The sequence below is a fragment of the Isoptericola sp. NPDC055063 genome, from assembly GCF_053608125.1.
In genome coordinates, this window is sequence record NZ_JBSGUW010000002.1 from 387,510 (window position 1) to 399,330 (window position 11,821).

General features: G+C 72.2%; 8 protein-coding genes. 5 read left to right on the forward strand and 3 right to left on the reverse strand.

Annotated elements, in window-relative coordinates; all coding sequences use genetic code 11:
- Nucleotides 1–151: 151 nt before the first annotated feature.
- Nucleotides 152–2,704, reverse strand: coding sequence for a transglycosylase domain-containing protein (locus tag ACWF41_RS03695; protein WP_380318866.1), 2,553 nt, complete (start codon nucleotides 2,702–2,704; stop codon nucleotides 152–154).
- 312 nt (nucleotides 2,705–3,016) lie between these two features.
- Between ACWF41_RS03695 and ACWF41_RS03700 the strand changes: the two genes are divergently transcribed.
- The 4 genes from ACWF41_RS03700 (at nucleotide 3,017) to ACWF41_RS03715 (ending at nucleotide 8,121) form a co-directional block, all read left to right on the forward strand.
- The gene (locus tag ACWF41_RS03700) at nucleotides 3,017–3,688 is read left to right on the forward strand and encodes a PadR family transcriptional regulator (protein ID WP_380318869.1); all 672 of its coding nucleotides are present in this window, start codon (nucleotides 3,017–3,019) and stop codon (nucleotides 3,686–3,688) included.
- The gene (locus ACWF41_RS03705; RefSeq protein WP_380318872.1) at nucleotides 3,685–4,776 is read left to right on the forward strand and encodes an inositol-3-phosphate synthase; all 1,092 of its coding nucleotides are present in this window, start codon (nucleotides 3,685–3,687) and stop codon (nucleotides 4,774–4,776) included. Before ACWF41_RS03700 ends, ACWF41_RS03705 begins: the two co-directional genes overlap by 4 nt.
- Nucleotides 4,777–4,875: 99 nt before the next feature.
- Nucleotides 4,876–6,219 (forward strand): MFS transporter, encoded by a 1,344-nt coding sequence (locus tag ACWF41_RS03710; protein ID WP_380318875.1) that lies wholly within the window; start codon nucleotides 4,876–4,878, stop codon nucleotides 6,217–6,219.
- A 345-nt stretch (nucleotides 6,220–6,564) separates the two neighbouring features.
- Nucleotides 6,565–8,121 (forward strand): MDR family MFS transporter, encoded by a 1,557-nt coding sequence (locus tag ACWF41_RS03715; protein WP_380318878.1) that lies wholly within the window; start codon nucleotides 6,565–6,567, stop codon nucleotides 8,119–8,121.
- A gap of 90 nt (nucleotides 8,122–8,211) precedes the next feature.
- On the opposite strand, the gene ACWF41_RS03720 is transcribed toward ACWF41_RS03715, so the two are convergent.
- Together ACWF41_RS03720 and ACWF41_RS03725 are read right to left on the reverse strand one after the other, a co-directional pair.
- On the reverse strand, nucleotides 8,212–9,498 hold the full coding sequence (locus tag ACWF41_RS03720; RefSeq protein WP_380318881.1) for an MFS transporter: 1,287 nt from the start codon (nucleotides 9,496–9,498) through the stop codon (nucleotides 8,212–8,214).
- 98 nt (nucleotides 9,499–9,596) lie between these two features.
- A complete protein-coding gene (locus ACWF41_RS03725) occupies nucleotides 9,597–11,078 on the reverse strand; it encodes a CCA tRNA nucleotidyltransferase (protein WP_380318884.1) in 1,482 nt (493 codons plus the stop codon).
- Between the two features lie 83 nt (nucleotides 11,079–11,161).
- Between ACWF41_RS03725 and ACWF41_RS03730 the strand changes: the two genes are divergently transcribed.
- A complete protein-coding gene (locus ACWF41_RS03730; RefSeq protein ID WP_380318887.1) occupies nucleotides 11,162–11,812 on the forward strand; it encodes an NUDIX hydrolase in 651 nt (216 codons plus the stop codon).
- Nucleotides 11,813–11,821: the final 9 nt, after the last annotated feature.

Here is an 11,821-nt window from a genome sequence, read left to right on the forward strand (position 1 = left end):
AACCCACCTCCTCTGGTCTCAGCGGTCACGGTCGTTCCGTGACAGGAGGGTTCATTCGTGCGTCGGCCGCGCCCCACCTCGGAACGATCCGGGGTGGTGGGCACAGCCAGTCGACCAGGATACCCGCCCGTGCGGGTCTCCCGGAAATCGTTCAGTCGTTCTGCCCGACGCCGTCGAGGATGCCGCCCCCGCCGTCGTCGGGCGGCGGGGTCGTCGAGTCCGTGGGCTTCGGGTTGTTCCCGTTCCCGTTGCCGTTGCTGGGGTCGGGGCCCTTCGACACGACGATCGTCACGGTGCTCCCGGGGTCGAGGCTGGTGCCCTGGCCGGGATCCTGACCGAGCACCTGGCCCACCGGCTGGTCGCTGAACTCCTCCTGCACCCGCACCTCGAGCGCGTCGCCCCGGAGGAGCTGCTCCGCCGTCGTCCGCGGCTGCCCGACGACGTTCGGCACCACGACCTGCTGCGGCTGGTCCGGCTGTCCCGTCGAGACGATGACGGTGATGGTCGAGTTCGGCGGGACCTGCGTGCCCGCTCCCCTGACCTCCAGGACCTGGCCCTTGGGCGCGTCGCTGTTCTGCGCCTGCGGCCGGGCGACGAGGCCCAGCTTCTCGAGCTCGCGCGTCGCCTTCGCCACGTCCTGACCGGCGAGGTTCGGCACGGTGACCAGCTCCTCCTCGGTCTCGGTGGGCGTCGGCGACGGCGTGAAGGTGGGCTGCGCCGGGACGTACTCCGGGAAGTCCTCCTCCGGCATGCCCTCGGTCGCGACCTTCATGAAGTCGGTCCACGCGCGCACCGGCCACGAACCACCCGTGATGCCGAGGCCCTGCTGCTTCCACTCGCCGAACGTGTCGATCGGGGCGATGCCGCCCAGGATCCCCTTCTCGAGGTCCACGTTCTTGTACTGGCGCAGCCCGACGACGGTGGTCAGCTGCGGCACGAAGCCGGCGAACCACGCGGACTTGTTCTCCTGCGAGGTACCCGTCTTGCCGGCCACCGGCCGGTTGAGCTCCTGCGCGGTCTTCCCGGAGCCCTTCTCGACCACCTGCGTCATGGCGTACGTCGCGGCCGTGATGTCGTCCGCGTCGAAGACCTTCTTCTGCTCCGTGGGCCCGGCGTAGACGTCGGTCCCGTCGAGGGTCTGCACCTTCTCCACGACGTGCGTCGTCGTGCGGTAGCCACCGGCAGCGATGGTCGAGTACGCCCGGGCGAGGTCGATGGGGTAGACCGGGGCCGTGCCGAGCACATTCGACGGGTTGGCGTCGATCTTGGTCGCCTGCCGGATCCCCGCCCGGTGCGCGACCTCCGCGGTCGTCTTCGGGCCGATGTCCATGTTGAGCTGCGCGTACGCCGAGTTGACGGAGTTGGCCGTCGCGTCCGCGAGGCTGATCGACGACCCGTAGTCGTAGTAGCCGAAGTTGTCGGGCTCCCACAGCTTCCCGGTGGCCGGGTCGTCGACCACCGGCTGTCCGGTGTCGGGGTCGACCGGGTGGCCCGGGGAGTTGCCGTCGAACTTGTCCTCGAGGGTGATGCCCTTCTCGAGGGCGCCGAGCAGCGTGAACGGCTTGAAGGTCGATCCTCCCTGCACGGTGTCCTGCGTCGCGACGTTGAGCGACTGCTTGACGTAGTCCTTGCCGCCGTAGAGCGCCTTCACCGCCCCGGTCTGCGGGTCGACGGACACGAGCGACATGCGCACGTTCTTGTTCGCGTCGTCGGGCAGCGACTTGGCGACGTCCACGGCCGCGTTCTGCAGCTTCTGGTCGATCGTCGTCGTGATCTTGAGGCCGCGGGTGTCGAGGTCCGTCTCCGTGAAGGGGCCGTCCGGGTTGGCGTCGGTGCGGATGAGCTCCTTGCGCACCGCGGCGAGCAGGTAGCCCTTCTGCCCGCCCCAGGTGTTGGTGGCTTCCTTCTTCTTCTGGAACTTGGGGAACTTCGCCTTCGCGCGCTCGTCCGCGGTGATGTACCCCTGCTCGTACATCCGCTTGATGCCGCGGTCGAAGCGGACCTTCGCCTGCTTCTCGTTGACCGACGGGTCCCAGTTGTTCGGCGACGGGATGATGCCGGCCAGCAGCGCGGCCTCGGACGGCGTGAGGTCCTTGGCGTCCTTCTTGAAGTACTCCTGCGACGCCGCCTGGATGCCGTAGGTGTTGCGGCCCCAGTAGATGGTGTTGAGGTAGTTCTCCAGCACCTCTTCCTTGGGCTGGGTCTGCCCCACCTTGAGCGCGATGATCGCCTCGCGCGCCTTGCCCGCGTACGACTTCGTGGTGTCCATGTAGTACCGCTCGACGTACTGCTGCGTGAGCGTGGACGCACCCTGCGTGCCGCCGGTCGTGACGTTGGTGTAGGCGGCGCGCGCGATGCCCTTGAGATCGACGCCGCTGTTGGTCCAGAAGGTCTTGTCCTCGGACGCGACGACGGCGTTGCCGACGTACGGCGGCAGGTCGGCGAGCTTGATCTTCTCGCGCTTCTGCTCGCCGAACGTGCCCATGACCTTGCCGTTCGACCAGTAGACGGTCGTGGCCTGGTTGTTCACCTGCTCGAGGTTGTCGGGGATCGTCGTCGTGCTCCACGCGGCCACGAACAGGCCGGCGCCCAGCGCCGTCCCCGTCAGGGCGGTGCCGACGACGATCCGCCACGAGGGCAGCCAACGCCGCACCGGGCCCTTGTGCGGGCGCGGGTAGTTCCAGAAGCGACGTCTCCTCGCCACGTCAAGCCTTTCGTCGTGCGGGACCGGCGGCGCTCTCGTACAGTGCTCGGCCGGCCTGCGGACCACAGGGAACACTAGGCGATGGCGCACCGCCGACGGGAGCCCCGTGCGCTCCGGGCGACGGTTTGCGCCGAGCGTCCCCACCCCTTTGGCCCCCGCTTCGCGGAACCTTCACAACTGGGCCGGCGTGCCGTCCGGACCCCCGCCGTTGCACGACCATGTCGACGAGTCCTATTCTCGCGATGTATCGAGTCGATACGTCGTGACGACGGGTCGGCAGCAGCAACGGGACAGGACGGAAGGGGAACCCTCGTGCGCAGCAGGTCTGTGGTGCTCGAGACGGCCATCCTCGGCCTGCTCAACTCCGCCCCGCTGCACGGGTACGAGCTGCGCAAGCGGCTCAACCTGCTGCTCGGCTCGTTCCGCGCGTTCTCCTACGGCACCCTCTACCCGGCGCTGAAGTCCCTCGTCGCGCGCGGTCTCATCGAGACCACCGAGCGAGAGACCCCGGCGCCCGCGGTCCGGACGGGCGCCCGACAGGCCGGGGCCAAGTCCTCGGGCAAGGCACCCCTGACGGGCCGGCGCGGCAAGATCGTGTACCGGCTGACCGCGGACGGCAAGGAGCACCTCCAGACCGTCCTCGCGTCGTCCGGCCCCGCCGCCTGGGAGGACGAGAACTTCGACGTCCGCTTCGCGTTCTTCGCGCAGACGGACGCCGAGACCCGCATCCGCATCCTCGAGGGCCGGCGCACCCGGCTCACCGAGCGGCTGGAAGCGGTCCGAGAGTCTGCCGCACGCACCCGCGAGCGGCTCGACGAGTACACCCTCGAGCTGCAGCGCCACGGGCTCGAACAGGTCGAGCGCGAGGTGCGCTGGCTCGACGGACTCATCACCACGGAACGCGACCGTGCTCTCGGCCGCGCCCGCGACCACAGCGCCGGGGTGGACGACACCCCGGCCCAGAGAAACAAGGAGCGAGGATGACCTCCGTCCGCGTTGCCATCGTCGGTGTCGGAAACTGCGCATCGTCCCTGATCCAGGGCGTGCACTTCTACCGTGACGCCGACCCCACCGACACCGTCCCCGGCCTCATGCACGTGCAGCTCGGCGACTACCACGTGCGGGACCTGGAGTTCGTGGCGGCTTTCGACGTCGACGCGAAGAAGGTCGGCTTCGACCTCGCCGAGGCGATCCACGCCTCGGAGAACAACACCATCAAGTTCGCCGACGTCCCGCCCACCGGCGTCGTCGTCCAGCGCGGCCACACGCTCGACGGCCTCGGGGACTACTACTCCGCGACGATCGACGAGTCGGACGCCGAGCCCGTCGACGTCGTGCAGGCGCTCAAGGACGCGAAGGTCGACGTCCTCGTCTCCTACCTGCCCGTCGGCTCCGAGGCGGCGGACAAGTTCTACGCGCAGGCCGCGATCGACGCGAAGGTCGCCTTCGTCAACGCCCTGCCCGTCTTCATCGCCTCCGACCCCGAGTGGGCCAAGAAGTTCGAGGACGCCGGCGTGCCGATCGTCGGCGACGACATCAAGTCGCAGGTCGGCGCCACGATCACGCACCGCGTGCTCGCCAAGCTGTTCGAGGACCGCGGCGTCGTGCTGGACCGCACGTACCAGCTGAACGTCGGCGGCAACATGGACTTCAAGAACATGCTGCAGCGCGACCGCCTCGAGTCGAAGAAGGTCTCCAAGACGCAGGCGGTGACCTCCAACCTCGAGGGCCCGCTCGGCGGCAAGAAGGAGGACCGCAACGTCCACATCGGCCCGTCGGACTACGTCGCCTGGCTCGACGACCGCAAGTGGGCGTACGTCCGCCTCGAGGGCCGCGCGTTCGGCGAGGTGCCCCTGAACCTGGAGTACAAGCTCGAGGTGTGGGACTCCCCCAACTCCGCCGGCATCATCATCGACGCCGTCCGCGCCGCGAAGATCGCGCTGGACCGCGGCATCGGCGGCCCGATCCTGTCGGCGTCGACCTACTTCATGAAGTCCCCGCCCGTGCAGATGGAGGACACCGCCGGCCGCGCCCAGCTCGAGGCCTTCATCCGCGGCGAGGTCGAGCGCTGACCCGACGCCACCTGAGAGCGAGGTCCTCCCCCGTCCTGTCGGGGGGAGGACCTCGCTCTCTCGTGCGCCGGTCCGTGGGAGGGTGAGGACGTGGGAGCGATGAGCGAGACCTGGTCCGAGCTGCGCGCGCTGCTGCGACTGGAGGGCTTCCGCAAGCTCTTCACCGTGCGCCTGGTCTCGCAGGCGGGCGACGGGATGTTCCAGGTCGGACTGGCGTCGCTCCTGTTCTTCTCCCCCGAGTCCCAGGGCACCGCCGCCGCGATCGCCGGCGCGTTCGCCGTCATGCTCGCGCCCTTCACCATCGTCGGGCCGTTCGCCGGCGTGCTCCTGGACCGGTGGCAGCGCCGGCAAGTGCTGGTGTGGGGCAACGCCGTGCGTGTGGTGCTCACGCTCGGCATGGCGGGCCTCATGCTCGCCGGGGGCGTGAGCGGCTGGATCTACGCGGTCGGCCTGGCCGCGCTGTCGGTCAACCGCTTCCTCCTGGCCGGCCTGTCCGCGGGCCTGCCGCGCGTGGTCGACGGCCCGCTGCTGCTCACCGCCAACTCCCTGTCCCCCACGCTCGGCGCCGGTGCGGCGTTCGTGGGCGGCGGCATCGGCTTCGTCCTCGGCCTGATGTTCGAGCCGGGTCGGGTCAAGGACTCCTCCGCGCTCGTGTGCGCGGCGCTCGTCTTCGCCGTCGCCTCGCTGCTGGCGACCCGGCTCGGCCGCACCCAGCTCGGGCCGGAGGCCCCCGCGGAGGCCGACCTGCGCAGCGAGATCGCGAAGGTCGCCCGCGGCCTGGCCGACGGCGCCCGCTACCTCGTCGCGCGCCGCACCCCCGGCCAGGCGCTCCTCGCCATGGCGGTGCACCGCTTCCTCTACGGCGTCGTCTTCATCGCGTCGATCCTCATCTCGCGCAACCTGCTCGACCCGGGCAGTCAGAGCGCCGGGATGGGCACGTTCGCCGTCGTCATCGGCCTCACCGGCGCGGGCGGTGCCGTCGCGATGGTGCTGACGCCCACGCTCTCGCGCCGCACCGGCCCCCAGGGCTGGATCGCGATCATGCTGCTCCTGGCCGCGGCCAGCCAGCTCCTGCTCGTCACGACCCCCGCCCGCGCCGTCGTCTACGCCGGCGCCGCCCTCCTCGGCCTGGCCGCGCAGGGCACCAAGATCGCGGTGGACACCATCGTGCAGCGCGACGCCGAGGACGAGTTCCGGGGCCGCGCGTTCGCCTTCTACGACGTCCTCTACAACGCGGCGTTCGTCGGCGCCGCCGCCCTGGCGGCCTTCACCCTGCCCGACACCGGCTGGTCGCGCGGCGTGTTCGTCGGCCTCGCCGTCGCCTACGTCGTCGCCGCCCTCCTCATGGCGACGCGCGGCGCGCGCACAGCCGCCGAGCTGCCCCCGCGCCTCCGCCGCGCGAGCGACGCCGGCGGCGCCGAGGACGCGGCCACCCGCGCCTGACCTGGGCGTCCACCGCCCGGCACGACCGTGAACCGTCGGTTCACGGTCGTTGCCGTTCCCGGCCTTGTTCGCGGCCCGGACCGCCCGCAGGCTGGGTGTGGTCCGCGCGGAGACCCGTCCGCCTGGCACCGACGAGTTCGGTCGGAAAAACAGGTCGTCACGGGTGCGGGAATATCGCAGGATGGTTCGTGGTCGTACACAGTACGGTCTCGCCTTCCGGCGACCGCACCGAGGGTGACCGTCCCCCGGACACGACCGACCCACGACGACGTGCCGCGCCCACCGGCGTGGTGCTGACCTGCCCTCCGCCGGGCTCGCCCGGCACCGACGCGAGCGGAGCACCGCGTGCCAGCCCCCCGACCGACAGACACCACCGTCCCGTCCGCCGCCAGCACCCCGGAGGCCGCCCTGACCCCCACCACCACCGACGGCGCCCCCGCCGCGGCCGGCATCGTCATCGACGAGGCCGTGCCCCAGCGCCTGACGCGCCAGCAGTTCACCGTCATCGCTCTGCTGCTGGGCTCGGCGTTCGTCGTCATCCTCAACGAGACGACGATGAGCGTCGCCCTGGCGCCACTCATGACCGACCTCGGCATCACCGCCAGCACCGGGCAGTGGCTCACCACGGCCTTCATGCTCACGATGTCGGTGATCATCCCGGCCACCGGGTTCCTGCTGCAGCGCCTCGGCACCCGCGGCGCCTACCTGCTGGCGATGTCGCTGTTCAGCGCGGGCACCCTGCTCGCCGCACTCTCCCCCGGCTTCGGGTGGCTGCTGGGCGGCCGCATCGTGCAGGCCTCGGGCACGGCGATCATGATGCCGCTGCTCATGACCACGATCATGACGGTGGTGCCCCCGGGCATCCGCGGCAAGGTGATGGGCAACATCTCCATCGTCATGGCCGCGGCCCCGGCGCTCGGTCCCTTCGTGTCCGGCATCATCCTCAGCTCCCTGAGCTGGCGGTGGGTCTTCGGCATCGTGCTCCCGATCGCCGTCCTCGCGCTGGTCATGGGCTTTTTGTACATCCGAGACGTCGCAGACCGTAGACATTCGCGCCTCGACCCGCTGTCGCTGTTCCTCGCGGCCGTGGCGTTCGGCGGCCTCGTGTACGGCCTGTCCAGCCTCGGCGAGGCGGCACGCCACGCGCCGCCCGTCGCCCCGTGGATCCCGATCGTCGTCGGCGCCGCGGTCCTCGGCCTGTTCGTCTGGCGACAGCTCCTCCTGGCCCGTGACGACCGCGCGCTGCTCGACCTCGGCGTGTTCCGGTTCCGCTCCTTCTCAGTGAGCCTCGCGATCATGGCCGTCGGCATGCTCGCCATGTTCGGCTCCCTGATCCTGCTACCCCTCTTCCTCCAGCAGGCCCTCGGTCTCGACCCGCTGTGGACGGGACTCGTGGTCCTCCCGGGCGGTGCTCTCATGGGCCTGCTCGGCCCGGTCGTCGGCAGGCTCTACGACCGAGTGGGCCCGCGCCCGCTGGTCACGCCCGGCCTGGCTGTCGTGACGATCGCGCTGGCCCTGTTCACGCGGGTGCACGCGGACTCGTCGCCGTGGTACATCTTGGCGCTGCACGTGACGCTCAGCCTCGGCCTCGCGTTCATGTTCACGCCGCTGTTCACCTCGGCGCTCTCGTCGCTCACCCCGCGGCTGTACTCCCACGGGTCGGCCGCGATCGGCACCGTGCAGCAGCTCGCCGGCGCCGCCGGCACCGCGATGTTCGTCGCGGTCATGACCACGCGGTCCGTCGCCCTCATGGAGGACGGCGCGACGGCGCAGGTCGCGCTCGCCGAGGGCGTCGGGGACGCGTTCGTCTGGGGCGCGGCGATCATGCTCGTCGCGGTGGGGCTGTCGCTCCTGCTGCGGCGCGTGCCGGACGGCGCCGAGGGCGCGCCCGCCGCGCACTGACCGGGCCTCGGCGCGGGCCGGCCACGTCACGGGCCGGCCCGGTCACGGGCGGTCACCGTCAACCGACGGTGGCCGCCCGTCGTCGTCCCGTCAGGCGGCGGACGGGGAGGCGTGCGTCGTGTCGCGGGCCGCGACGCGGAACGCGGGCGCGAGCAGGACGACGCCCAGCGCCAGGAGCGCGGGCACGGCGAACGCGAGCCGCAGGCTCAGCACCTCGGCGACGCCGCCGATGAGGCCCGCCCCGACGACGAAGCCGACGTAGTTGAAGAGGTTGACCCGCGCGACGGCGATCCCGGTGCCCTCGGGGTCCAGCCGGCCGGCCACGGAGAACGACAGCGGCACCACCACGCTCAGCCCGAGCCCCGTGAGACCGAAGCCCACGATCGCCAGCCACGGGCTGGGGGCGAGCGTCACCGCGGTGAGCCCGGCCGCCCCGATCAGCCCGCCGACGGCCACGGGCACCACCGGGCCGAACCGGTTGACCTGCCGGTCCGCGGCGAGGCGCCCCACGAGCTGGCAGCCCAGGTACGCGGCGAGGCCCAGCGGGGCCACGTTGGCCGCGGCCCCGAGGGCGTCCTGGATGTACTTGGTGGACCAGTTCGACGTCGCCGAGTCAGCCACGTAGACGATCGTGACGGCCAGCCCCACCAGGACGAGCGGGCCCCACGGCGGTGCCGCGGGCTTCGGTGCGGCGGGCTTCGACGTCGCGGCCTTCGGCGCGGCCTGCCCGGCCGTCCGGTCCGGCAGGACCAGCCCCGGCACCGCGCCGACGTCGGGCACCGCCGGGCGCACCGGACGCGCGAGGACCGTCGCGACGAGGTCGACGGACACCCCCACCGCGGCCACGAGGGCGAGCCCGCCGGCGAGCGACCAGCCCGCGGAGTGCGCCAGCACCGCGGCGAGCGAGCCGAGGATGCCGCCCACGCTCCAGGCGCCGTGGAACGAGTTGAGTAGGCTGCGGCCGTACCGCTGCTCCACCTCGACGCCCTGCATGTTCATGCTGGCGTCCACCAGGCCGAGCAGCAGCCCCACCGACGCGACGACGGGGTAGAGCACGCCGACCGTCGGGACGAGGCCCACCCCGAGGATCGCGAGCGCCACCAGCGGCCCGCACACGCGCAGCAGCCGCGCGCTGCCGACCCGCGGCGCCAGCGCCCCCGCGAGGACGCTGCCCACGCCGGCCACGATCGGCACCAGCAGCAGGATCAGGGTCAGCAGCCCGTCGGAGATGCCGAGGTCGTGCTGCAGCGTCGGCACCTGCGCGAGCAGGCCCGCGAAGCACATGCCCTGCACCAGGTAGAACGCGGCGACCACGAGCCGCGCCCGCCGGTCCCCGCGGTCCTCCGTCGTCGCGACCACGCCCGACAGCCCGCTCATGTCCCGCCTCCGCTCGTCGCGCCGCCGGGCTCGCCGTCGGGCCCGTGCGCGAGCCCGAGGATAGACCCGGGCCGGAGCGCGGGGGCAAGGGCGTCAGGTCACGACTGCCGGGCGTCCCACCAGGTGCGCAGCTCCTGGGTGGCGCGCTCCTCGCCGAGGGGGCCGTGCTCCATCCGCAGCGCCAGCAGGTGCTTGTACGCCTGACCGACGACGGGGCCGGGCGCGACGTCGAGGATCGCCATGATCTGCGACCCGTCGAGGTCGGGGCGGATCGCGTCGATCTCCTCCTTCTGGCGCAGCGCCTCGATGCGCTGCTCCAGGCTGGTGTAGGTGTCGGCGAGCCGCTGCGCCTTGCGCCTGTTGCGGGTGGTGGAGTCGGCGCGGGTGAGGCGGTGCAGGCGCTCCAGCAGCGGCCCGGCGTCGGTGACGTACCGGCGCACGGCGGAGTCCGTCCACTGCCCCTCGCCGTAGCCGTGGAAGCGCAGGTGCAGCTCGACGAGCCGCGCCACGTCCTTGACCACCTGCTTCTCGTACTTCAGCGCGCGCAGCCGCTTGGCGACGAGCTTGGCTCCCACCACCTCGTGGTGGTGGAAGCTCACGCCGCCGCCGGGCTCGAAGCGGCGGGTGGCCGGCTTGCCGACGTCGTGCAGCAGGGACGCGAGGCGCAGGACCAGGTCGGGCGCGGGCACCGGGCCGTCGGGGCCGGTCTCCTGCGCGATCGCCTGCTCCAGCACCGTGAGCGAGTGCTGGTAGACATCCTTGTGCCGGTGGTGCTCGTCGATCTCGAGGCGCAGCGCGGGCAGCTCGGGCAGCACATGGTCGGCGAGGCCCGTGTCGACGAGCACCTCGAGCCCGGCGCGCGGCCGGTCGCTCAGCAGCAGCTTGGTGATCTCGGCCTGGACCCGCTCGGCGGAGACGATGTCGATGCGGCCCGCCATGTCGACGATCGCCTGCCGGGTGGCCGGCTCGACGTCGAAGCCGAGCTGGGCGGCGAACCGCGCGGCGCGCATCATGCGCAGCGGGTCGTCGTCGAACGACCGCTCGGGGGCGATCGGCGTGCGCAGCACCCGGCGGGCCAGGTCGGCCAGCCCGTCGAACGGGTCGACGAACGTGAGCTCGGGCAGCCGCACCGCCATCGCGTTGACGGTGAGGTCGCGGCGCGACAGGTCGCCCTCGAGCGTGTCGCCGAACGCCACCACGGGCTTGCGGGAGGCGGGGTCGTACTCGTCGCTGCGGTAGGTCGTGACCTCGACGACGACGTCGTCCGACCCGGCCTTGCCGCCGCGCGCGAACCGGCGCGCGCCGATGGTGCCGAACTCCTTGCCGATGTCCCAGTGGGCGTCGCCCCAGCGCGCCAGCAGCGCCTGCGTCTCGTCGGGGGTGGCCGACGTCGCGAAGTCGAGGTCGTGGCTCGCGCGGCCGAGGAAGGCGTCCCGGACGGGCCCGCCGACGAGGGCGAGCTCGTGCCCGGCGGCGCGGAACACCTCGCCCAGCTCGACGGCCGCGGGGGCCATCTCGGTCAGTACGGCGAGGGCGCGGCGCAGCAGCGCGGCGGGGGCCGGAGGCTCAGGGGTCGACACGGCGTCCCATCCTCCCAGATCCTGGCCGTCGGCGCCCCGGAGGCTGGGCCGGCGGACGGCCGCAACTCGGTAGGGTGGGGCGCATGTCCACCCCGGCCCCGGTTCCCGCCCCGCGGCGCGGGCGCCCGGCCGCGGGTGTCCCCGTCCCGCCGGGAGGGCACCCCCTCAAGGTCGACCCCGCCCGGCTCGCCGGGCCTCGCGGCACGACGACGCCCGCCGTCGTCGGCGTCGCGCCGTCGGGCACCACCACGCACCTGCCGGTGCACGAGGAGACCTCCGCCGGCGGGCTCGTCGTGCGTCTCGCGCCGAGCGGCCCGCAGGCGGCCGTCATCGTGCGGCGCAACCGCGGCGGCCGCCTCGAGTGGTGCCTGCCGAAGGGGCACCTCGAGGGCGCGGAGACGCCGGAGCAGGCCGCCGTCCGCGAGATCCGCGAGGAGACGGGCATCCTCGGCACGATCCGCACCCGGCTCGGCGTCATCGACTACTGGTTCAGCGGTGAGGACCACCGCGTCCACAAGGTGGTGCACCACTTCCTCCTGCGCGCGGAGGGCGGCACGATCACCGCGGAGGGCGACCCCGACGGCGAGGCGGAGGACGCGCTGTGGATCCCCGTCGACCAGCTTCCCGACCGGCTCTCGTACCCGAACGAGCAGCGGCTCGCCGTCGCCGCGCAGCAGGTGCTCCGCCGCACGCCCGACGTCCTCGGGCAGACCGACCCCGGACCCGTCGAGTGAGGCCGACCG